Annotated in this window: 22 protein-coding genes; 10 read left to right on the forward strand and 12 right to left on the reverse strand. The window is 69.2% G+C overall.

The genetic code is table 11. The annotated features are described in order from the left end of the window. Positions 1 to 3,572: multifunctional oxoglutarate decarboxylase/oxoglutarate dehydrogenase thiamine pyrophosphate-binding subunit/dihydrolipoyllysine-residue succinyltransferase subunit (locus JWP54_RS10535; RefSeq protein ID WP_297371502.1), on the forward strand; the 3,572-nt coding region annotated here is incomplete at its 5' end. Between the two features lie 84 nt (positions 3,573 to 3,656). Here JWP54_RS10535 and JWP54_RS17735 read toward each other — a convergent pair. The 4 genes from JWP54_RS17735 to JWP54_RS10550 form a co-directional block, all read right to left on the reverse strand. Further along, positions 3,657 to 4,826, reverse strand: coding sequence for an MMPL family transporter (locus JWP54_RS17735; protein WP_367274213.1), 1,170 nt, complete (start codon positions 4,824 to 4,826; stop codon positions 3,657 to 3,659). 3 nt (positions 4,827 to 4,829) lie between these two features. Beyond that, positions 4,830 to 5,789, reverse strand: a complete 960-nt coding sequence (locus tag JWP54_RS17740) for an MMPL family transporter (protein WP_367274214.1) — start codon at positions 5,787 to 5,789, stop codon at positions 4,830 to 4,832. A 227-nt stretch (positions 5,790 to 6,016) separates the two neighbouring features. Continuing rightward, the gene (locus JWP54_RS10545; protein WP_219901993.1) at positions 6,017 to 6,280 is read right to left on the reverse strand and encodes a GlsB/YeaQ/YmgE family stress response membrane protein; all 264 of its coding nucleotides are present in this window, start codon (positions 6,278 to 6,280) and stop codon (positions 6,017 to 6,019) included. Between the two features lie 106 nt (positions 6,281 to 6,386). After that, positions 6,387 to 6,842 (reverse strand): Asp23/Gls24 family envelope stress response protein, encoded by a 456-nt coding sequence (locus JWP54_RS10550; RefSeq protein WP_297371507.1) that lies wholly within the window; start codon positions 6,840 to 6,842, stop codon positions 6,387 to 6,389. 247 nt (positions 6,843 to 7,089) lie between these two features. On the opposite strand from JWP54_RS10550, the gene JWP54_RS10555 reads away from it, so the two are divergent. Further along, positions 7,090 to 7,419, forward strand: coding sequence for a hypothetical protein (locus JWP54_RS10555; RefSeq protein WP_297371510.1), 330 nt, complete (start codon positions 7,090 to 7,092; stop codon positions 7,417 to 7,419). Here the strand turns inward: JWP54_RS10555 and JWP54_RS10560 are convergent. Next, on the reverse strand, positions 7,416 to 7,658 hold the full coding sequence (locus tag JWP54_RS10560) for a zf-HC2 domain-containing protein (RefSeq protein WP_297371513.1): 243 nt from the start codon (positions 7,656 to 7,658) through the stop codon (positions 7,416 to 7,418). The two genes, JWP54_RS10555 and JWP54_RS10560, sit on opposite strands and share 4 nt — an antisense overlap. Next, a complete protein-coding gene (locus tag JWP54_RS10565) occupies positions 7,655 to 8,329 on the reverse strand; it encodes a sigma-70 family RNA polymerase sigma factor (RefSeq protein WP_297371581.1) in 675 nt (224 codons plus the stop codon). Before JWP54_RS10565 ends, JWP54_RS10560 begins: the two co-directional genes overlap by 4 nt. Positions 8,330 to 8,410: 81 nt before the next feature. On the opposite strand from JWP54_RS10565, the gene aroA reads away from it, so the two are divergent. From aroA to bcp, 3 genes are read left to right on the forward strand one after another with little or no spacing between them, the layout of a single operon-like run. Further along, a complete protein-coding gene (gene aroA, locus JWP54_RS10570) occupies positions 8,411 to 9,772 on the forward strand; it encodes a 3-phosphoshikimate 1-carboxyvinyltransferase (protein ID WP_297371515.1) in 1,362 nt (453 codons plus the stop codon). A gap of 10 nt (positions 9,773 to 9,782) precedes the next feature. Then, a complete protein-coding gene (gene rsgA / locus JWP54_RS10575; protein ID WP_297371517.1) occupies positions 9,783 to 10,850 on the forward strand; it encodes a ribosome small subunit-dependent GTPase A in 1,068 nt (355 codons plus the stop codon). 17 nt (positions 10,851 to 10,867) lie between these two features. Beyond that, the gene (gene bcp, locus JWP54_RS10580) at positions 10,868 to 11,341 is read left to right on the forward strand and encodes a thioredoxin-dependent thiol peroxidase (RefSeq protein WP_297371519.1); all 474 of its coding nucleotides are present in this window, start codon (positions 10,868 to 10,870) and stop codon (positions 11,339 to 11,341) included. On the opposite strand, the gene JWP54_RS10585 is transcribed toward bcp, so the two are convergent. Further along, positions 11,342 to 11,779 carry a hypothetical protein gene (locus JWP54_RS10585; RefSeq protein ID WP_297371522.1) on the reverse strand — a complete coding sequence of 146 codons (438 nt, stop codon included), beginning with the start codon at positions 11,777 to 11,779 and terminating at the stop codon, positions 11,342 to 11,344. It abuts the gene before it with no gap. A gap of 183 nt (positions 11,780 to 11,962) precedes the next feature. On the opposite strand from JWP54_RS10585, the gene JWP54_RS10590 reads away from it, so the two are divergent. Beyond that, positions 11,963 to 12,211 carry a WhiB family transcriptional regulator gene (locus JWP54_RS10590; protein WP_035837005.1) on the forward strand — a complete coding sequence of 83 codons (249 nt, stop codon included), beginning with the start codon at positions 11,963 to 11,965 and terminating at the stop codon, positions 12,209 to 12,211. Between the two features lie 82 nt (positions 12,212 to 12,293). Here the strand turns inward: JWP54_RS10590 and JWP54_RS10595 are convergent, their stop codons facing one another. Next, the gene (locus JWP54_RS10595; RefSeq protein WP_297371552.1) at positions 12,294 to 13,787 is read right to left on the reverse strand and encodes a sensor histidine kinase; all 1,494 of its coding nucleotides are present in this window, start codon (positions 13,785 to 13,787) and stop codon (positions 12,294 to 12,296) included. On the opposite strand from JWP54_RS10595, the gene JWP54_RS10600 reads away from it, so the two are divergent. After that, positions 13,788 to 14,330: a hypothetical protein gene (locus JWP54_RS10600; protein ID WP_297371554.1), complete on the forward strand. Its 543-nt coding sequence runs from the start codon at positions 13,788 to 13,790 to the stop codon at positions 14,328 to 14,330. After that, a complete protein-coding gene (locus tag JWP54_RS10605) occupies positions 14,327 to 15,970 on the forward strand; it encodes a DUF5671 domain-containing protein (RefSeq protein WP_297371559.1) in 1,644 nt (547 codons plus the stop codon). The genes JWP54_RS10600 and JWP54_RS10605 overlap by 4 nt, the downstream gene beginning before the upstream one ends. Here JWP54_RS10605 and JWP54_RS10610 read toward each other — a convergent pair. Both JWP54_RS10610 and JWP54_RS10615 read right to left on the reverse strand, forming a co-directional pair. After that, positions 15,967 to 17,388 carry a hypothetical protein gene (locus JWP54_RS10610; RefSeq protein ID WP_297371562.1) on the reverse strand — a complete coding sequence of 474 codons (1,422 nt, stop codon included), beginning with the start codon at positions 17,386 to 17,388 and terminating at the stop codon, positions 15,967 to 15,969. The genes JWP54_RS10605 and JWP54_RS10610 overlap by 4 nt on opposite strands. Continuing rightward, positions 17,385 to 18,053, reverse strand: coding sequence for an SAF domain-containing protein (locus JWP54_RS10615; RefSeq protein ID WP_297371565.1), 669 nt, complete (start codon positions 18,051 to 18,053; stop codon positions 17,385 to 17,387). Before JWP54_RS10615 ends, JWP54_RS10610 begins: the two co-directional genes overlap by 4 nt. A 164-nt stretch (positions 18,054 to 18,217) precedes the next feature. On the opposite strand from JWP54_RS10615, the gene JWP54_RS10620 reads away from it, so the two are divergent. Continuing rightward, on the forward strand, positions 18,218 to 18,529 hold the full coding sequence (locus JWP54_RS10620; RefSeq protein WP_297371568.1) for a helix-turn-helix domain-containing protein: 312 nt from the start codon (positions 18,218 to 18,220) through the stop codon (positions 18,527 to 18,529). Positions 18,530 to 18,536: 7 nt separating this feature from the next. Here JWP54_RS10620 and JWP54_RS10625 read toward each other — a convergent pair whose 3' ends face one another. Continuing rightward, positions 18,537 to 19,133: a hypothetical protein gene (locus JWP54_RS10625; protein WP_297371572.1), complete on the reverse strand. Its 597-nt coding sequence runs from the start codon at positions 19,131 to 19,133 to the stop codon at positions 18,537 to 18,539. 151 nt (positions 19,134 to 19,284) lie between these two features. Between JWP54_RS10625 and JWP54_RS10630 the strand changes: the two genes are divergently transcribed. Further along, positions 19,285 to 19,788 carry an Rv3235 family protein gene (locus JWP54_RS10630; protein ID WP_297371575.1) on the forward strand — a complete coding sequence of 168 codons (504 nt, stop codon included), beginning with the start codon at positions 19,285 to 19,287 and terminating at the stop codon, positions 19,786 to 19,788. Between the two features lie 93 nt (positions 19,789 to 19,881). Here JWP54_RS10630 and secA read toward each other — a convergent pair. Then, positions 19,882 to 22,364 (reverse strand): preprotein translocase subunit SecA (gene secA / locus JWP54_RS10635; RefSeq protein WP_297371578.1); only part of this gene is annotated, 2,483 nt, incomplete at its 5' end.

A 22,364-nucleotide genomic window follows, 5' to 3' on the forward strand; every position in this document is an offset into this window, starting at 1 on the left:
CCGCGGCCGAGGTGCCGCCGCTGGCCGAGGCCCCCGCGACCCCCACCGCCGAGGCGCACCCCGTCACCGCGCCGATCCCGGTGCTCGGCGGCCCGCGCACCGCGCGCACCACCTCCATCGCGCCCAAGCCCGAACCGGTCCCGGCCGACGCCCCGATCACCAGCCCGCAGCCGGTGATCTCCGATGCGGCGCCCACTCCCCCGCAGGACGTCGCGACGCCGCTGCGCGGCATGGCCAAGAGCCTGGCGGCGAACATGGCCACCAGCCTCACCGTGCCCACCGCCACGAGTGTGCGCACCATCCCCGCGAAGCTGCTCATCGACAACCGCATCGTGATCAACAACCACATGAAGCGGGCCCGCGGCGGCAAGGTGTCCTTCACCCACCTCATCGGCTGGGCGCTGATCCGGGCGCTCAAGATGTTCCCCAGCCAGAACGTTTACTACGACGAGCTTGACGGCAAGCCGTCGGTCATCGCTCCCGCCCACGTGGGCCTGGGCATCGCCATCGACCTGCCCAAGCCCGACGGCACCCGGTCGCTGATGGTCCCGGCCATCAAGCGGGCCGACACCATGTCGTTCGGCGAGTACCTCAGCTCCTACGAGGACCTCGTCGGCCGCGCCCGCAAGGGCAAGCTCACCGCCGACGACTTCTCCGGCGCGACGGTGTCGCTGACCAACCCCGGCGGCATCGGCACCGTGCACTCGGTGCCCCGGCTGATGAAGGGCCAGGGCTGCATCATCGGCGCCGGCGCCCTCGACTACCCCGCCGAGTTCATGGGCGCGAGCGTGAAGACGCTCACGAACCTGGCCATCTCCAAGACCATCACCCTCACCAGCACCTACGACCACCGGGTCATCCAGGGCGCCGGCAGCGGCGAGTTCCTCAAGATCGTGCACGAGCTGCTCATCGGCCAGCACAACTTCTACGAGGACATCTTCGCCGCCATCCGGATCCCGTACGACCCGATCCACTGGGCCCCGGACATCAGCGTCGACCTGGCCAGCGCCGTCGACAAGACCGCCCGCGTGCAGGAACTGATCAACGCCTACCGCGTGCGCGGCCACCTGATGGCCGACATCGACCCGCTCGAGTACAAGCAGCGCACCCACCCGGACCTCGACATCGCCAGCCACGGCCTCACCTTCTGGGACCTGGACCGGGAGTTCATCACGGGCGGCTTCGGAACCAAGCGGATGATGCTGCTGCGCGATATTCTCGGCGTGCTGCGGGACTCCTACTGCCGCACCACGGGCATCGAGTACATGCACATCCAGGACCCTGCCCAGCGCAAGTGGGTGCAGGAGAAGATGGAGAAGACGTACGTCAAGCCCACCCACGACGAGCAGATGCGGATCCTCGGCAAGCTCAACGAGGCCGAGGCGTTCGAGACGTTCCTGCAGACCAAGTACGTCGGCCAGAAGCGCTTCAGCCTCGAGGGCGGCGAGTCCACCATCGCCCTGCTCGACCAGATCCTGCAGGGATCGGCGGATGCCGGCCTCGACGAGGTCGCGATCGGCATGGCCCACCGTGGCCGCCTGAACGTGCTGACCAACATCGCCGGTAAGACCTACGGCCAGATCTTCCGTGAGTTCGAGGGCACCCAGGACCCGCGCAGCGTGCAGGGCTCCGGTGACGTGAAGTACCACCTCGGCACCGAGGGCACCTTCCGCGGCGAGAACGGCGAGGAAGTGGCCGTGTACCTGGCCGCGAACCCGTCCCACCTCGAAGCCGTCGACGGCGTGCTCGAGGGCATCGTGCGAGCCAAGCAGGACCGCAAGCCCATCGGCACCTTCTCCACCCTCCCGGTGCTGGTGCACGGCGACGCGGCCATGGCCGGCCAGGGCGTGGTGCTCGAGACACTGCAGATGTCGCAGCTGCGCGGCTACCGCACCGGTGGCACCATCCACATCGTCGTCAACAACCAGGTCGGCTTCACCACGCCTCCCGGTGAAGGCCGCACCTCGGTGTACTCCACCGACGTCGCCAAGACCATCCAGGCGCCGATCTTCCACGTGAACGGTGACGACCCGGAGGCCGTCGTGCGCGTCGCCGAGCTGGCGTTCGCCTACCGGCAGGAGTTCAAGCGCGACGTGGTCATCGACCTGGTCTGCTACCGCCGGCGCGGCCACAACGAGGGTGACGACCCCTCGATGACCCAGCCGCTGATGTACAACCTCATCGAGGCCAAGCGCAGCGTCCGCAAGCTCTACACCGAGGCCCTCGTCGGACGTGGTGACATCACCCAGGCCGAGTTCGAGGCGGCGCACGCCGACTTCCAGGACCGCCTCGAGCGGGCGTTCCTGGAAACCCACGCGGCCCAGACCTCGTCGATCCCGATCATCACGGATGAGGTCGCGGCGGCCCACCGCGGCCTGGCCGGCCCCGGCGCACCGGACGACGCCGTCGGCGAACCCGTCACCACGGGGGTGCCGGAGAGCGTCGTGCACCTCATCGGTGACACATTCAACAACAAGCCGGCCGGCTTCACCGTGCACAACAAGCTGCAGCAGCTGCTGCAGAAGCGCCTGGACATGAGCCGCAACGGCAACATCGACTGGAGCTTCGGCGAGCTGCTCGCACTCGGCTCGGTGCTGCTCGAGGGCACCCCGGTGCGCTTCGCCGGCCAGGATGCCCGCCGCGGCACCTTCGTGCAGCGGCACGCCGTTCTGCACGACCGCATGAATGGCCAGGAATGGCTGCCGCTGGCGAACCTCAGCGAGAACCAGGCCCGGTTCTGGATCTACGACACCCTGCTCAGCGAGTACGCGGCGATGGGTTTCGAATACGGGTACTCGGTCGAACGGGCCGACGCGCTCGTGCTCTGGGAGGCCCAGTTCGGTGACTTCGCCAATGGCGCCCAGACCATCATCGACGAGTTCATCTCCTCCGCCGAACAGAAGTGGGGCCAGCGGTCATCCGTTGTGCTGCTGCTGCCGCACGGCTACGAGGGCCAGGGACCCGACCACTCGTCGGCCCGGATCGAGCGTTACCTGCAGATGTGCGCCGAGAACAACATGACCGTCGCCCGGCCGTCGACGCCTGCGTCGTACTTCCACCTGCTGCGCCGCCAAGCGTACATGCGCCCGCGGCGCCCGCTGATCGTCTTCACCCCGAAGTCGATGCTGCGCCTGCGTGGGGCCACCAGCCCGGTTGCCGACTTCACCAGCGGCAAGTTCGTACCGGTGATCGACGATGCGCGCATCCAGGACAAGAACGCCGTGAAGCGGGTGCTGTTCATGGCCGGCAAGCTGTACTACGACCTGCTGGCCGACCTGGAGAAGAACCCGAACCCCGAGATCGCGCTCGTGCGCCTGGAGCAGTTCTACCCGCTGCCCGGAGCCGAGTTGAAGCAGATCGCCGAGTTGTACCCGAACGCCGAACTGGCCTGGGTGCAGGACGAGCCGGAGAACCAGGGCGCCTGGCCGTTCTTCTACCTGCAGACCAACAAGCTCGGCACCCGCCCGATCCGCCTGTTCTCGCGCGCCGCATCCGCGTCGCCCGCCGCAGGCTCCGCCAAGCGGCACGCCACCGAGCAGTCGGAGCTGATCAAGAACGCGCTCACCCTCTAGGTTCCACGGACAGGAAGGGCCGCACCCCTCGGGGTGCGGGCCTTCCTCTGTTCCGTGCCCACAAGGGGGCCGGTCATGGTGTGGTCAGGGGCGCTCGCGGGGTCCGGCGGCGGCGAGCTTGCTCGGCCACCAGATTTTCGGGCCGATGTCGTGGGCCAGCGCGGGCACCAGCAGCGACCGCACCACGAAGGTGTCCAAGAGCACACCGAACGCCACGATGAAGGCGAGCTGGGCCAGGAACAGGATCGGCAGCACCCCGAGCGCGGCGAAGGTGGCGGCAAGGACCAGGCCGGCGGAGGTGATGACGCCGCCGGTGGCAACCAGCCCGCGCAGGATCCCCGACCGGGTGCCGAACCGGATGGATTCCTCCCGCACCCGGGTCATCAGGAAGATGTTGTCGTCGATGCCCAGGGCCACGAGGAAGACGAAGCCGTACAGCGGCACCACCGGGTCGGCGCCGGGGAAGCCGAGCACCCCGTCGAACACCCAGGACGACACCCCGAGCGCGGCGGCGAACGACAGCACCACCGTGGCGATGAGCAGCACCGGGGCCAGGATCGAGCGCAGCAGCAGCATCAGGATCACGAGGATCACGAGGATCACGAGGATCACGCCGAGGATGATCGGGATGATCGGGGTGCGGTCGTGGATGGCGGTGTCGGTGGTGTCCACGGCGATGGCGGTGCTGCCGCCGACGAGCACGGTGCCGTCAACGTCGGCCAGGGACTCCCGCAGCTCGCGCACCGTCGCCTCGGCCGGCGCGGAATCGCCCACGTCCGTCAGGGTGGCCTGCAGCATCACGGCACCGTCGATCACGGTCGCCTCGCCCACCGGGGCGCCGGGAGGGCCGAACGCCTGCACGCCGGCTTCGGTCACCGGCAGGGATCCGCTGACGGAGTCCTCGGAGAGCACTGTCACGGAGTCGACGCCGGCGTTGGCCAGGAGCACGTCGGTCATCTCCTGCAGCTGGGCTTCCGGCCCGATCACGACGGCGGGAGTACCCGAGCCGCCGGGGAAGTGCTGACCGACCACGGCCTGGCCGTCCCTGGCTTCTGAGGCGCCGAGCACGAACTCGCTCTGCGAGACGCCGTCCGCCTTGAACTGGAACGCGCCGATCGCGCAGGCGGCCAGCACCAGGGTGCTGGCCATCCAGATGAGCCTGGCCCGGCGGCTGATCAGCCGAGCCAACCACGGCCAGACGCCCGTGGCGTTCGCACCGTTTAGCCCGGGGTGGGCGGTACCGAGCTTGGGCACCGGCTAGAAGGCGGCCCGGCCGGCCCACAGCATCAGCGACGGCAACAGCGTCAACGCCGCGACGAGGGCGAAACCGATGCCGATCGCGGCGACGGGCCCGAGGGCCTTGTTGGAGTTGAGGTCGCTGAACAGCAGGCACAACAGGCCCACGATCACGGTGCCGCCGGCGGCGAGGATCGGCTCAAAGGAGCCGCGCAACGCCACCAGTGTCGCATCCCACTTCTTCTCGTTGTCGCGCAGCGCCTCCCGGAACCTGGCCACGTACAGCAGCGAATAGTCGGTCGCCGCCCCGATCACGAGGATGAACAGGATGCCCTGCGTCTGCCCGGTCAGGATCAGCACGTCGGCGCCGGCCAGCGCGACGACGACCAGTACCGAGGCGCAGAGCGCGGAGAGGCTGGTGAGCAGCACGATGAGGGGCAGCAGCGGGGACCGGTACACGATCACCAGGATCACCAGCACCGCCGCCAGCGCGGTCAGCAGCAGGATGCCGTCGATGCCGGCGAACGCCCCGGTCAGGTCGGCCAGCAGCCCGGCCGGCCCGGTCACGTAGGTGTCCACCCCGGCGATGGGGTTGTCGGCGAGGTAGCCGCGGATCAGGTCGACGGTGTCGGCCGGTTTGACGTTGCCGTCCAGGGTGAGGCTGGCCTCGGCCGCTTCGCCGTCGTCGGAGAAGATGGCCGGCGACACGCTCTCGGTCACGACACCGTCCAGCTCGGCGAGGTCGGTGATCTGGTCAGCGATCACGGCCTGGTCGGCGTCGGTAAGGCCACCGGCGCGTTCGTAGACCAGCACGCCCGGCACGACATCGTCGCCGCGGAACTCGGCCTGCAGAGCCTGCACCTTCGTTGCATTCGCGCTGGCCGGCAGCTGCTGCACCTGGTCGTTGGTGGATACGTCGCTGATCCGGCCGGATGAGGCGCCGCCGGCGCCGAACATCGCGATCCACACCAGGATCAGCATGGTCGGGATCAGGATCCGCAGCCACAGCGGAACCCGGCCGGCCGGGCCTGACCTGCGCGTCTGGCGCCCCAGATCGGATCACAGTGTCGAGGCTAAGTCGACGACGCCAGGCGGCGCGTCGTCCGAAAGTTGGAACATCCGCCGGCGTCCCACGGGAACTGAGAAAGGCGGCACCCGGACCGAATCGGTTCGGGTGCCGCCTGCATTCCCGGATGAACCCGAAGGAATTACGCCTTGCGACGGCCCACGAGGAGGCCGTAGATGAGGAGAACGATGATGGATCCGCCGATGGCCAGGAGCCACGTCTGGATGGAGAAGAAGTCTTCAAGCGGCGCGTTGAACAGGAGGCTGCCGAGGAAGCCACCCAGCAGTGCGCCGACGACGCCGAGCAGGAGAGTGATGAACCATCCGCCACCCTGGTTACCCGGGAGGATCAGCTTGGCGATGGCGCCGGCCAGGAGGCCGAGAAGAAGGAATCCGAAGAAGCCCATGGAGTGTCTCTTTTCTGTTGGTGGCGTGGGTACTGCTGGTGTTTCGGACTTGCTGTGCAGTCCGACCGGGCTCTGGACGAGCCGGCTTGATCACGTGACCGAGGAGTCAGACGACGTCGGTGTCGGCTGACTCCTCGGCCACGTAAATGTCTGTGATGGTCACGTTCACGGCGCTCACGCGCATCCCGACCAGGCCTTCGATGGCCTGGGTGACGGAGGCCCGTACGTTCTCGGCCAGGGCGGTGAGCGGAACCGGGTAGGCGGCCACGAGCACGATCTGCACGGTGACGCCGTCCTCGCCCAGTTCGATCGTGATGCCGGGGTTGACCTCGGCGCGGCTGATGGTTCCCACGATCGCCCCGATCGCACGCAGGGGCGTGCTGCCCACGGCGTGCACGCCGGGAAGCTCGTGCACGGCCAGGCCCACGACCTTGCCGATGACGCTGTCCTTGATGGTGGTGGTGCCCGCACCGAGACGGTGAGCGGCGGCGTCGGTCACGGCGCCGGCGTCAGCGGGCAGAGTCGTTGCCGAGCTGGGCTGGTCGGGCGAAATCTTGGTCATCCGGTTCTCCTTGGTTCGGTCTGTGTCCTCAGCGCCTGATTCGGGGCTGGTGTCTGACGGAGGTGGGGAGGAAGTCGACGATTTCTCAGGGCCGATTCCCTGCCCGCAATTGCGGGCAGGATTGGCATCGTCACAGTTATGACGGTGGCATCAGGGAATTCGTCACGAAGATGAGGCAAAGATTTTTTGGGACGAACCGATCTACACTGTTCTGGGTCCCATTCTGTTCCGCATCCTGGAGGCGATCATGAGCACCACCACGCACCGCACCGAAGAGCTGGCCGTGGTCGTCGGGCGGGTCCCCGGCGTGGACGAGTTGTACCCGACGTCGCCCGTGCTTCCCACCGTGGTGCAGCGGGTGGTGGGGGTGCTCACGCAGAGGCCGACCGCACCCGAGTTCGTGGCGGTCACGGAATCCGATGACGGCCTGACGGCATCCGTCGCGATCGGGATCTCGGACGTGGCGGCAGCAACAGATGTGTGCCGGCGGGTCTACGCCACCATCGAGGGGTACTTCGTGGCCTCAGGGGAGGCGGCCGTGACCTCGATCGAGGTCACGGTGGCGCGGATCGGTTAGTGCGCTGACTGGATGGCGCGCAGCCGCAACAGGACCTGATCGCGCAGGTCCTCTGGAGCGGTCTCCTTGCAGGCGCGCTGCACGACCTCGGTGAGGGTGCGTCCGACGAGGTGCTCGGTGCTGCAGTCGTTGCAGTGCTCGAGATGCTCACGGATGTCGATGGCGTCCTCCTTGCGGAGTTCGTTGTGCAGATACTCTTCGAGTTCGGCCTTGGCCTTCTCGCAACCGCAATCGGTCATTTTCCTGTGCTCCCGGATGTCTTCTTGGATTTGGCAGCCTGACCGGTGCCGAGTCCGCGCTCCTCGGCATACCCGGCGAGCAGGTCGCGCAGCAGCCGCCGGCCGCGGTGCAGCCGACTCATAACGGTGCCGATGGGCGTCTTCATGATCTCGGCGATCTCCTGGTAGGAGAAGCCTTCGACGTCAGCGAAGTACACCGCCAGGCGGAAGTCCTCCGGAATCGACTGGAGCGCGTCCTTGACGGCGCTGTCCGGCAGGTGGTCGATGGCTTCGGCTTCCGCGGACCGGCTCGAGGTCGCGGTGGTGGATTCCGCCCCGCCCAGCTGCCAGTCCTCGAGCTCGTCGATGGTGCCCTGGTAGGGCTCGCGCTGCTTCTTGCGATAGGTGTTGATAAAGGTGTTCGTGAGGATCCGGTAGAGCCACGCCTTGAGGTTGGTGCCCTGCTCGAACTGCTTGAACGACGCGAACGCCTTGACGAAGGTCTCCTGGACCAGGTCCTGGGCGTCAGAGGGGTTGCGCGTCATCCGCATCGCCGCTGCGTACAGCTGGTCGATGAACGGCATGGCCTGTGCTTCGAACAGGTCCCGCATGTCAGTCGTGTCTGTTGTCATCACGGGCAATTCTAAGCCGTCGAGACTGAGTGGTATCGCGACCGTGCGCTCCATGAGCATGGATGTTGCCACTCGTGACCTCCTGACCAACTGCCTTCGAAGTCGGTCCCATTACTGCGATCCCGACTATTCTGATAACCGATGTTGATCTCGAGATATTCCAAGCCGGAGTTCGATCCCTACGGTGACAGTGCACCGGAGGAGACGGATGCCCTCTGGGCGGCGCCCGTCGCGGCGCAGCCCCTCGCGGCGACCCTGTCGCTGCCGGGCTCCAAATCGCTGACCAACCGCGAACTGGTGCTGTCCGCGCTGGCCGACTCGCCCTCCCTCCTGCGCGCCCCGCTGCTCTCCCGGGACAGCGACCTGATGGTCGCCGCGCTCCGGCAGCTGGGCATCACGATCGAGGCGGTTGCCGGCGCCGGCGAGTACGGCCCGGACCTGCGCATCACCCCCGGGGAGCTGTTCGGCTCCACCACCATCGACTGCGGCCTGGCCGGTACGGTGATGAGGTTCCTGCCGCCCGTGGCCGCGCTGGCGCTGGGCCCGACCACCTTCGACGGTGACGCCGGCGCCCGGCGCCGCCCAATGAAGACCACTATCAGTTCCCTGCGGGCGCTCGGCGCCGACATCAACGATGACGGCCGCGGCGCCCTGCCGTTCACCGTGCACGGCACCGGCACCCTCGTCGGCGGCGACGTCACCATCGACGCGTCCTCCTCGAGCCAGTTCGTCTCCGGCCTGCTGCTGGCCGGCGCCCGGTTCACCGACGGCCTCGCGCTCCGCCACGACGGCGAACGCCTGCCGAGCCTGCCGCACATCGAGATGACCATCCAGACCCTCGCGCAGCGCGGCGTCACCGTGACCAGCCCCGAAGTCGGCGCCTGGAACGTCGCGCCCGGCCCGATCCGCGGGGCCGAGATCGACATCGAACCCGACCTGTCCAACGCCGCCCCGTTCCTCGCCGCTGCCCTGGTCGTCGGGGGTACCGTCACGATCACCGGCTGGCCCGTCACGACCACCCAGGTCGGCGCCACCCTGGCCGAGCTCCTGCCCCGATTCGGAGCGACCGTCACCGTCGCCGGCGACCGGCTCACGGTGACCGGAAACGGCCGGATCACCGGTGTGGACCTCGACCTGTCCACCGGCGGCGAGCTGGCCCCCACTCTGGTGGGCCTGGCGGCGCTGGCCGACTCGCCCAGCACCATCACGGGCATCGGCCATATCCGCCACCACGAGACGGACCGGCTCGCGGCCCTGGCCACCGAGATCAACAACCTCGGCGGCTCCGTCACCGAGCTGCCCGACGGGCTCGCCATCGAACCGCGCCCGCTGCACGGCGGCACCTGGCACAGTTACGACGATCACCGGATGGCCACCACCGGCGCCCTCCTGGGCCTCGTCGTGCCCGGCGTGGAAATCGAGAACATCGGCACGACCGCGAAGACCCTCCCCCAGTTCGCCGAACTGTGGCACGGCCTCATGGCCGGACCGGATACCAAGTGACGGGCACGAAGTGACCTGGTGGTCCACGCCGGAGGACGATGAGCCTGAGGAGTACGACGAATCCACGGTGCGCATCCGCCCGGGCCGCAAGGGCACCAAGCCGCGTACCAAGACCCGGCCGGAGCACGGGGACGCCCTGACCGGGCGCATCCTCTCGGTCGACCGCGGCCGGTACACGGTGATGCTCGACGAGAACGAACCCACCGAACGCCAGGTCACGGCCGCCCGCGCCAGCGAGCTGCGCAAGCACGCCGTCGTCACCGGTGACCGCGTCGACATCGTCGGCGACACCACCGGAGCCGAGGGCAGCCTGTCGCGCATCGTGCGCATCGTGCGCCGGGACACCCTGCTGCGCCGCAGCGCCGACGATACCGACGCGGTGGAACGCGTCATCGTCGCCAACGCCGACCAAATGCTCATCGTGGTCGCCGCCGCGAACCCGGAGCCGCGCATCCGCCTCGTCGACCGGTACCTCGTCGCCGCCTATGACGCGGGCGTCTCCCCCATCCTCTGCATCACCAAGACCGACCTCGCCGACCCGGCCGAGTTCCTGAGCAACTTCGCCGGCCTCGACCTGCCCGTGTTCCAGAGCCGGGACGACGCCATGCCGCTTGCGGAGATCTCCGCGGCGCTGATCGGCCACGACACCGTGTTCGTCGGCCACTCCGGCGTGGGCAAGTCCACCCTCGTGAACGCGCTCGTCCCCGACGCGCACCGCGCTGTCGGCGTCGTGAACACCGTCACCGGCCGCGGCCGGCACACCTCGTCGTCGACCATCTCGCTGCGCCTCGAGACGGATTCCGGGCGCGGCTGGGTGATCGACACCCCCGGGGTGCGCTCCTTCGGCCTGGGCCACATCAACACCGATAACATCCTTCGGGCCTTCACCGACCTGGCCACCATCGCGGAGAACTGCCCGCGCGGCTGTACGCACCTGCCTTCCTCGCCCGACTGCGCGATCAACGAGGCCGTCGCCGCCGGAACCCTGGGCGAGACCGGCAAGGCCCGCCTGGACTCCCTCCAGCGGCTGCTGGAGACGTTCGCGGCAGCGCCGGCGCATCGCCCGGGTGAGTGCTGACCGGTACCGTTGATTCCATGACGGATTCCACACGGCTTGCAGCCGGCGACACAGCACCAGACTTCACCCTCACCGACCAGGACGGCAAGACCGTCACTCTGGCCGATTACCACGGCCGGAAGGTCGTGGTGTACTTCTACCCCGCCGCCATGACGCCCGGCTGCACCACGCAGGCTTGCGACTTCCGGGACAACCTCGGCTCCCTCGCTGCCGCCGGCTACCAGGTGCTCGGCCTGTCCAAGGACAACCAGGCCAAGCTGGCCGAGTTCGCCGCGAACGACCACCTCACCTTCCCGCTGCTCAGCGACGAGGACCTCACCGTGCATCACGCCTACGGCGCGTGGGGCGAGAAGAACCTCTACGGCAAGGTCGTCACCGGGGTGCTGCGCTCCACGTTCGTGCTCGATGAGGCCGGCGTCGTGACGCTGGCGCTCTACAACGTCAAGGCCACCGGGCACGTCGCGAGCCTGCGCAAGAAGCTCGGTCTCTAGCTACGGCTCTCGGGTGCTGGTTGCCTCGACCACGCTGCGGGTGAAGAGCAGCACCACGACCAGCACCGACGGCACCAGCAGAGCCCAGCCCAGGTCAGGCCGGGCGTAGAGGCCCTGGAAGCAGCCGATGGCGATGAAGACCTGCACCAGCTGCCAGGTCACCGCCGCCGCCCGGATCCAGGATCGCCCGCGGAGGGTGGCGACGGTGATGGTGGTCACCCAGGCCGCCGCGATGAGCGCGATCACCAGGATGGCCAGGGCGCTCGCGAAGGAGGTGGGCTGGTCGGTGAGCAGCTCGAGGATCAGCCAGACGACGACGGCCCAGAGCAGAGCCGCCTCGGCGCCCAACACCAGCACGAGAAGGGCGTGAGCCCGGGATCGTCGCCCGCGCCGGGGCCCCTGCGGGCCGTCCTGGCCGGGGTCGAACGGTTGGCTCACAGCGATATCCCATACGAAACTATTGATTTGACACCCCTATTATGCAACGATATTTGAAGCCCGGTTCACGCTCACAGGGTAGTGAGCGGATCTCCCACTGCAGATCCGACCTTCCTGAAACCGAGGCTTCCCCGCATCTTCGGCCGATCGGCCAGGCACCCCCCGCAATAAAGGAGCACCCCTATGGACTGGCGCGATAAAGCTGCCTGCCTCACCGCTGACCCGGAACTCTTCTTCCCGGTTGGTAACACTGGTCCCGCAGTCGACCAGATCGAAAAGGCCAAGTCCGTGTGCGCCCGCTGCAATGTGACCGAGGTTTGCCTCCAGTACGCCCTGGAGACCGGTCAGGACTCGGGCGTCTGGGGAGGGCTCAGCGAAGACGAGCGCCGTGCGCTCAAGCGCCGCGCCGCCCGCGCCCGCCGCGCCTCCTAAGCACCGCCCGCTCAAGCCCGAAACGGGCGGGCAGCCTCGGCTGCCCGCCCGTTTTGCTGTGTGGCCGGAGACGAGGCCGGTATCAGTCGAACTTCATGAAACGCAGCGGGATCTCGATGGTGACCTCGGTTCCGCTGTCCATCATGGTGTGCCAGTCGATGGTGCCGCTGAGCTCGCCCTGGATCAGCGTGCGCACGATCTGGGTGCCCAGTCCCGACCCGACCTTGCCCTCCGGCATGCCCGAACCGTTGTCGCGCACACGGACGGTGAGCGTCTCGTCGTTGCGTTCGGCCTCGATGGCGACTTCGCCCTCCCGGCCCGCGAGTCCGTGCTCGACGGCGTTGGTCACCAGCTCGGTCAGCGCGAGGGCGAGCGGGGTCGCGTAGGCGCTGGGCAGGATACCGAAGCTGCCGGACGACGTCGGATGCGCGGTCGTGTTGTGCGCCGACGCCACCTCGGCGATGAGCAGCAGCACCCGGTCGAAGACGGTGTCGAAGTCCACGTTCTGGCTGAGTCCGGAGGACAGCGTGTCGTGCACGACGGCGATGGCCGCGACCCGGCGCATGGCCTGGTTGAGGGCCTCACGGGCGGTGTCCGAGTGGGTGCGGCGGGCCTGGATCCGCAACAGCGAGGCCACCGTCTGCAGGTTGTTCTTCACCCGGTGGTGAATTTCGCGGATGGTGGCATCCTTGGTGATCAGCTCGCGCTCCTGGTGCCGCAGCTCCGTGACGTCCCGGGACAGCACGATGGCGCCGATCCGTTCGCCGCGGTTGCGGATCGGGATCGCGCGCAGCGACACCGTCACCCCGCGGGACTCGATGTCGGTACGCCAGGGCGCCCGGCCGGTCACGACGAGGGGCAGGGACTCATCGACGACGGCCTTGCCGGTGAGCAGGCTGGTCGTGACCTCCGCGAGGGATTCGCCCTCGAGTTCGTCGGCGAAGCCCATCCGGTTGAACGCCGACAGCGCGTTCGGGCTGGCGAACGTGGTGACGCCGTCGAGGTCCAGCCGGATCAGACCGTCGGAGGCCCGGGGAGCGCCGCGGCGGGGGCCGGTCGGGGCGCCAAGGTCGGGGAAATCACCGGAGGCGATCATCGCGAACAGGTCGTTGGCGCAGTCGTTGAAGGTTAGTTCCTGGCGGCCGGGCGTGCGGGTCTCGCTGAGGTTGGTGTGCCGGGTGAGCACGGCAATGGGCTCCGGGGTGATCTCGGCACCGCTGGCGCTGATCCGGCGGCGCACCGGGATCGCGCGCACCCTGGTGGGGGTCTCCTCGTACCAGTCCGGTGCGGTGGTGTCGATGATCTTGGCCGTGTCGAAGGCCTCGGTCACCTGCTTGCGCCACTCCGCCTTGATGTCCTGCCCCACGAAGTCCCGGTAGAACAACGTGGCGGCACTGGACGGCCGGGCGTGCGCGACGGCGACGAAGCTGCCGCCAACCGTGGGCACCCAGACGACGATATCGGCGAAGGCGAGGTCGGCCAGCAACTGGCCGTCGGCGACGAGCATATGCAGCCAGTCCACGTCCTCCGCATTGTTGCGGCCCTGGGCACGTACGAGATCACTGAGCGTCGACACGTGAATAGCCTACTGGGCGCTGCCTTGCTGGTGCCCGGCGACCGGATGCGGCATGCTCGGCAGATGAGCTCCCCCGCGTCTGCCCCTCTCCGCCGGCGTGATCCTGCCGTGCTGGTCGTCCTCGCTGTGCTCGGGGTGGTGGTGATCGTCGCCCTCATCGTGGTCTTCACCAGGGGCCGGCCGACGCCGCTGGACGCTGGCACGCCGGGCGGGGTGGTGCAGCGTTACTCGGCGGCGGTGCTCGCCGGCGACGAGGACCTGGCGGCCGGGTACCTCACCGAGGATGCCCTGAGCGACTGTGACGGCCAGTCGCCGTCGATCACCGAGGACATCCGAGTCACCCTTGTCGGCACCACTGAGCGGGACACCAGCGCCGACGTGCGCGTCACCCTCACCACCTCCTATGACGGCGGCCCGTTCGGGCCGAACGAGTACCGGTCCGACGACGTCTTCGACCTGCTGAAGGTCGACGATGCCTGGCGGATCGAGCAGGCTTCGTGGCAACTGGCCGTGGGCCCCGCTGCCGAGAAGGACATTCCGTGAGTCTCGCTCCTGCCCCGACCCTCTCCGCCGCCGCCAGGGTCGTCCGCCGGGTCGTCGTCTACACGATCCTGTTCATCCTGGTCGTGCTGGTCGCGAACGGCCTCAGCGACCTGTTGTACCGGCTGGTCGACCTCGCCGCGGGCACCACGATCGCCTCCTCCGGCACCGGTGGCCTGGCCGTCGCACTCACGTTCACCCTGATCGGTGGACCGCTGGCCGTGCTCCTGGGCTGGTTCGCCTGGCGCCGCCTGGCCGACCTGCCCGAGCGCGGTTCGCTGGCGTGGGCGCTGTACCTGGTGGGCATGGTGACGGTGGCGGTTGTCGTCGCCGCTTCCGCGCTCTTCACGGCCGCCGCTGCCGCCGTGACCGGGGACGAGTTCGCCGCGGCTGCATCGACCGGCCTGGTCTGGGCCGCCGTCTGGGCTGGTCACCGGTTCGTGCTGAGGCACAGTGCCCGGCAACCCGGCCGGCTGCCCGGCAGCGCCGCCGTCCTCGGTGGCGTCTTCGGACTGGTGCTCGGCGTCGGTGGCCTGGTCCGGGCGCTCACGGTGCTCCTCGACACCGCCATCTCCGGCGGGGCGGATGCCGTGGCCGGTGACCCCTGGTGGGTCAGCGCCGGGCAGGCTCTGATCTGGGCCGCGGGCGGAGCTCTGGTCTGGGGGTGGCACTGGCGGCACGAGGGCGGCAAGGACGCGGCCATGGCCCTCGCCGCGGTGGCGCTGGTCGGCGTCGGCATCCTCGGCGGCTGCCTGCTGGCCCTGGCCGGCACGGGAACCACCCTGTTCGTCCTGCTTCGCCTCGCCGCGGACCGCGCCGACCCGGTGCCGGAGCTCGTCGAACCGCTCGGCCTGGCGGTTTCCGCCGCGATCGTGGGCAGCCTGGTCTGGGTGTACCACCGCGGCGCGCTCCGCCACCGCCCCGCGCCGGTGCGGGACGCGGGCAGCCTGGCCACCAGCGGTATCGCCCTGGTCGCCGCGGCCACCGGCATCGGCGTCATCGTGAACGCCCTCCTGGCCGCCCTGACCTCGCCGCTCGCCGGCGACACCGACCCGCGCACCCTGCTGCTCGGCGGGATCAGCTCAGTGCTGGTCGGCGGGCCACTGTGGTGGGTCTCCTGGCGACCGGGCACCGCACAGGCACCGCAGCGGCGGCGCACCGCGGGCCGCAGCGTGTACCTCGTCGTGGTGTTCGGCATCAGCGCCGTCGTCGCCCTGATCACCCTGCTCGTCATCGGATTCCGCCTGTTCGATACCGTGCTCAGCGGCGACGCCGGCCTGCTGAAGGGCATCCGCGCTCCCCTCGGCCTGCTCGTGGCGACGGGCCTTGTGGCGGGATACCACTTCAGCGTCTGGCGCGGGGACCGGGCAGCGGCCGTCGCCGAACCGCCGCCACCGGCAGGCGCCGCGCCGGCCATCACCGAGCTGGTCCTGATCATGGGACCGGGCGGCGAGCCCGTCGTGGCGCACCTGCGGGACCTCACCGGTGCCCGGGTCGTGTACTGGCCACGCACCGACGGGGTCACGGTGCTGCCGGCGCCCGGCGCGGTGGTCGAGGTGCTGGCCGGAGCCGCCGGCGAGCGCGTGGTGCTGCTCGTCGGGTCCGACGGCGCCGTCACCGCCATTCCGGTCACCGCCGTCTAGGTCGCGGACACCGGTCCACGCCAGCGGGCCGCCCGCCGCCATGGCCACCGCCGGGCCACCGGGTCGGGGTCAGGGGCCGGCAGCAGTTCGTCGTGTACCAGCCGCAGGATCCCGAGTCGGGCCGGCGAGCGGGGCGCAGCATCCCGCAGCGTGCGCCCCGTCAACACGGCCGCGTCCAGTCCGGCCTGGTCGTGCGGCACCAGGGCTGCCGCGTCGATGCCGCCGAACCGGCGCAGCGCGTTGGTTACCTGGTTGGCGGCGCCGAGGCCGACGGCGCTGCCGCGTACCCGGTTCATCACCACGTGCACCCGGTGGGTGGTGATCACCTCGGTGAGGTCGGCCCAGGCCCGCAGGAACCGGGCCATGCCGACGGGATCGGCCAGGCCGCAGGCCACGATCCGGTCCGCGGATGCGAGCGCGGCAAGGGTGGCGGCGTTGCGGCGCGGGGCGAAGAGGTCGCTGGAGATCTCCTCATCGCTCTCCAGGCTGAACCCGGTGTCGAGCACGACGTAGTCCGCCCAGCGTCGGAGCGACTGGATCGCGCCGCCCACGCGCTCTGCCGAGAGCTCGGGCCAGCGTGATGGTTGCCCGATGCCGGTGAGCACCCAGAAGGCCCCCCGCGGTGAGTTGTAGCGATGAGCGATTCGTTCGAATTCGGCGCGGGTGAGCGCGCCGGAGCCGGCCAGCCGGCACGCAGCGGCAAACCCGGGCGCCTCGTCGAGCAGGCCGAGGCTGGGTGCGATGGACCCGCTGTAGGTGTCGATGTCGGCGAGTACGACGGTATGGCCGACGGCGGCGATCTCCGCCGCGATGTTGATGGCCAGGGTGGTGCGTCCCGGTGCTCCGGCAGGCCCCCACACGGCGATCACCGTGCCGCTGCCGGTTAGGCCCGCGGTGCTCGCGTCATCGTCGCCGGCCGGGGCCCCGGCGGCCTCGACCGGCCCGCTGGAGTCCGCGGGCCCGGCGGGGTCGGTGCGGTGCCGGGACCGTCGCCGGCGGGCCTCTGCATGCGCGGGCAGCGGTGCCGGGCCGGCAGGGTCCGGCTCCGGGACCGGGGCGTCGTCGATGCGCAGCGGCACCGCGCCGCCGGACATCAGGACGGCTTCGATGTCCGGCCAGTCGGCGTCGGCGTCGACGACCTCGTGCAGCCCCAGCCCGGCCACGTAACGGCGTTCCTGGTCGGTGGCGGCGAGTGCGACGACCCGGATGCCGGCGGAATCGCTGGCCGCCAGCAGTTCCGCGGTCAGGGTGCCGGGCGTGGCCCCGACGATCAGCGCCTCGGGGGTGTGCCGATCGATCGCGGCGAGCAGTTCCCGCACGTTCGCCGGCCGGGCGACGATGACATGACCGTGCTCGACGATGTCGGCGAGCAGCCGGTCTTCGGTGTCCCGGTCCAGCGCGAGGGCGAGCAGGGTCATCGGTCGTCCCCGATCGGGCTGTTCACGGCGATCAGGGAGACCGCCTCCTCGTTCGCCACGGCCTCCAGCACCGTGGCGACCCTGTCTTTGGGCACCAGCACCTCCACGGCCTTGGCGCCGTCGGACTGGATGAGTCCCGTCGGCTCCAGAATCCGTACGATCGCTGCTCCCCCGACCAGGACGGCCGGCGGTCCGAAGCCGCCGTCCTCCGTCGGTGCCGACGACCACACGTCGACAACCGAGCCGGCCGTCAGAGCACCGGAGAGCCGCCCGCGCAGGTCGAGCACGATGCTGGTGACCGCCTCACCCGCGTGGGTACCGACGGCGGAGGCCGGGATGAGTTCCCCTGCCGTGATGGTGCGGGTGACGACCAGCCCCGCGGCGGGGAGCCGTGCCGGGGTGAGATAGAGCCGGTCGGCTGCCCCCAGGGTCACCCTGGTCTCCACCAGGTCGGCGGCGTCGAGGCTGTCGCCGACGGCCAGCGGTCCCCTGGCCGCGTACACGGCGACGGTCCGGTCGCTGCCGGCCACCACCAGGCTCACCCCGACGATGGACACGACGACGAGCACCAGACCGAGGGCGAACCGGGGGTCGACCCAGAAGCGGGTGCGGGTGCGCGCTGTCGCCGGTTGCCGGCCGGAACCGGTCCTGGGTCGTCGCTTCATTGGGGGCTCCCCTTCCGTCGCGCGTTGATGATGTCCGACCGACCGACCCGGTCGCTCGATGGTCCTGGCTTCCATCGTTACGGGCGCGCGCCGGCCGCGCTGAAGTTATCCACAGCTCGCGGCGGCACGGTGCGCACCGGCGCGGCAGGACGGATAATCGTGGCATGAGCGATCCCGTCTCCTCCGCGTCCGTCGGCCGCTTCCTGACCCTCGCCGATACCGCCCAGATCCTGAACGTGTCCGTTGCGGCTGCCCTCGACCTGGTCCGCACCGGGGAGCTTCCTGCCATCCGGATCGGCGCCACCGGCGCCTGGCGGGTCGAGCGGCTAGTGCTGGAGTCGTACATCGAGGCGAAATACGAAGAAGCGCGCCGGCTCTCACTCTGGGAGCAATCCGACTTCGGGAACATCCCCGAATTGTCCGAGGGCCGGATCCTGCGCCCCGGGACACCCTCTGAGGGTGATCAGCCCGGGTAGATGCGGCTCAGTCGAGCCGGATGAGGTGGATCTCAGCGAGCGGGATGATGCGGAACTGCCGCACCTCCTTTGCCCGCCGCACCGTTCCCCTGGCGTGCACCGCGAGGTCGAGGTGGTCACGTCCCACCCTGTCGATGGTGCCGGTGACCAGGCCCAGACTCGTCTGGACCTCCAGCAACTTCCGGCGCCGGCACAGGTCACGCAACACGAACGGCAAGCCGATCCGGTCCACGAGCCGGCCGGTCGCCTCCGTTTCCGGCTCCAGCGACAGCCCCACCTGATCCGGCGAGAGGATCACGCCTGCGATGGCCGTGAAGGGCACGAGGCACTGCGGTTCCCCGGTCCCCGCGTCCAGAAGGTCGGCCGCCAGCCAGTCCCGGCCGAGGGTCGTCGTGCGCACCGTGATCGTCTGGCCGCCGACGAGCAGGATCCGCAGGACCTCGGGATGACGGGCGGGGCCGCCGCTGACCGCGGTGAGCCGCTGACGCAACGAGAGCCGGCCCAGGCGGAGCCGCTCTTCCTCCGCGCGCAGGTCGAGGTCCTCGGCGTTCAGCTCGTTCTCGAGCTGACCTTCGAGGTCATCAAACAGGTTGTCCCAGCGCACACCCCGACGGTAGTCGGCCCGCTCGCAGCACGCTGACGTTATCCACAGCCCCTCGCAAAGCCTAGACAGGCGCCATCCCGGGTGCTTGAGTGTCGGCCAAAGCGCTACCCATCCTCCTCGTCGCACCACGGATCCACCATTTGGGAGACCCATGAGCGATCCACTTGCCGACCCGCCCGGCCGCCGCCCGCCGCAGGCGAAGGCTCCGAGCCCGCCCACGCCGCCGGGAGGTACGGCCGGCCCTGCGGAACGGGAGGCGGCGGAGGGCTTCATCGCCGATGACTTCTTCGGCCAGCAGCCCAGTTCGCGCAGCGTCCTGCCCGATCCGGAGCCACTGTTGATCAACCTGACCCGCTGTGTGATCGAGGTGCTGGCCGGGGCCAGGGAACTCGACCAGCTGGCGCGGTGGGTCAGCGACGACGTCTACCGGCACCTGCTCAAACGGGTGGTGCTGTCGGCCAGGGCTCGCGCGGTGAAGGGCCAGCGCGCGCAACGCCCCACCATCACGATCGGCCGGGTGACGATCAACGAGCCCAGGGACGGCATCATCGAGGCGGTGGTCATCGTGCACAGCAAGGTGCGGGTGCGGGCGGTGGCCATCCGCCTCGAGGGACTCGACAACCGCTGGCGGGCCAGCGCCATCAACGTCCTCTGACGACCCGCCGGCCGCGCAACTGTTGCCCATGCAGACAAATGCGTCCGGCACACCGGGCGCAATCGTCCGCACTGGGAACAGTAGGGGCGCCGGCTACTTCTTCTTGTCCTGGCTGCGACGCTCGGCGCGATTCACCGGTGCCGGTGCATCCGCGGCCGCGCGCTGGCCGAAGGCGCCGCGCTGGGGCGGGCCGGCCGGTGCGGCGGTTTCGTCGGCCGTCGCCGTGACGGCGGCCTTGCGGGCACGGTCGGTGGCGGCCTGCTGGATCTGGCCGCGCTGGTTGCGCACCTCGACTCCGCCGGAGTCGCTCGGCGCGGTGTAGCTCAACTTGCCGCTGGCGGATTCCGGCGGCGGGGTCAGGCCCTTGGCGGCCACCACGGGGGCGTCCACGGCGCCGGCGCCCTGGGACACCTCGACCTCCAGGTTGAACAGGAAGCCGACGGTTTCTTCGCGGATCTGGCCCATCATCTGCTGGAACATCGCGAAGCCCTCGCGCTGGTATTCGACGAGCGGGTCGCGCTGCGCCATGGCGCGCAGGCCGATGCCGTCCTTGAGGTAGTCCATTTCGTAGAGGTGCTCGCGCCAGCGGCGGTCGATGACCGAGAGCACGACACGACGTTCGAGCTCGCGCATGGCGGGTGAGCCGAGCGACTCCTCGCGCCGGGCGTAGGCGACCTTGGCGTCGGAGATGATCTCCCGGCGCATGAAGTCCCGGTTGATCTTGCCCTTGTTGCCCGCTTCGGAGATGACCTCGTCGATGGTCAGGCCCACCGGGTACAGGGTCTTCAGTTCGGTCCACAGGGCGTCGAAGTCCCAGTCGTCGCCGTTGCCCTCGCCGGTGTGCACGTCGAGGACCTCGTCGATGACGTCTTCCAGGAAGTGCTGGGTGCGCTCGTGCAGGTCGTCGCCCTCGAGGATGTGCCGGCGGTCGCCGTAGATCGCTTCACGCTGGCGGTTGAGGACGTCGTCGTACTTGAGGACGTTCTTGCGGATCTCGGCGTTGCGTCCCTCGACCTGTGACTGGGCGCTGCGGATGGCGCGGCTGACGACCTTGGACTCGATCGCCATGTCGTCCGGCACGCCCTGGCGGCCCATCAGGCTCTCGGCAGCGCCGGCGTTGAACAGGCGCATCAGGTCGTCGGTGAGGGACAGGTAGAACCGGCTCTCCCCCGGGTCGCCCTGACGTCCGCTGCGGCCGCGCAGCTGGTTGTCGATGCGGCGGGACTCGTGGCGCTCGGTGCCGAGCACATACAGGCCGCCGGCCTCGATGACCTTCTCGGCTTCGGTGGTGACCTCGGCCTTGACGGCGGCGAAGACGTCGTCCCATTCCTTTTCGTACTCGTCCGGGGTCTCCACCGGGCTCAGGCCCTTGGCGTTCATCGCGGCGACAGCGAGGAATTCGGCGTTGCCGCCGAGCATCACGTCGGTGCCACGGCCGGCCATGTTGGTGGCGACCGTGACGGAGCCGAGCCGGCCGGCCTGCGCGACGATGGCGGCCTCGCGGGCGTGGTTCTTCGCGTTGAGGACCTCGTGGCGCACGCCCTTCTTCGCCAGCAGGCGGGAAAGGTACTCGCTTTTCTCGACGCTCGTGGTGCCGACCAGGACCGGCTGGCCCTTTTCGTGGCGTTCGACGATGTCTTCGACGACCTGGCCGAACTTGGCTTCCTCGTTCTTGTAGATCAGGTCGGACTGGTCGATGCGCTGCATCGGCCGGTTCGTGGGGATCGCGACGACGCCGAGCTTGTAGGTGCTCATGAACTCGGCCGCCTCGGTCTCGGCGGTACCGGTCATGCCGGAGATCTTCGAGTACAGGCGGAAGTAGTTCTGCAGTGTCACGGTGGCCAGGGTCTGGTTCTCCGCCTTGACCGCGACACCCTCCTTGGCCTCGATGGCCTGGTGGATGCCCTCGTTGTAGCGGCGGCCCATCAGGATGCGGCCGGTGTGCTCGTCGACGATGAGCACCTCGCCGTTCATCACGACGTAGTCCTTGTCCTTCTTGAACAGGGCGTTGGCCTTGATGGCGTTGTTCAGGAACGAGATCAGCGGGGTGTTCGCCGACTCGTAGAGGTTGTCGATGCCGAGGTAGTCCTCGACCTTTTCGATGCCGGGCTCGAGCACACCGACGGTGCGCTTCTTCTCGTCCACCTCGAAGTCCTCGTCGACGACGAGGCGCTTGGCCAGGCTGGCGAACTCGGTGAACCAGCGGTTCGCCTCGCCCGACGCCGGGCCGGAGATGATCAGCGGGGTGCGGGCCTCGTCGATGAGGATCGAGTCGACCTCGTCGACGATGGCGAAGTAGTGACCGCGCTGCACCATGTCGGTGGCCTGCCAGGCCATGTTGTCGCGCAGGTAGTCGAAGCCGAACTCGTTGTTCGTGCCGTAGGTGATGTCGGCCGCGTACTGATGCCGACGCTCCTCCGGAGTCTGACCGGCGAGGATGACGCCCGTCGTCATCCCGAGGGCGCGGAAGACGCGGCCCATCAGCTCGGACTGGTAGCTCGCGAGGTAGTCGTTCACGGTGACGACGTGCACGCCCTTGGACGCGATGGCGTTCAGGTATGCGGGGAGCGTCGCGA

The sequence above is a fragment of the Cryobacterium sp. genome (genome assembly GCF_025463825.1).
Lineage (GTDB): Bacteria > Actinomycetota > Actinomycetes > Actinomycetales > Microbacteriaceae > Cryobacterium.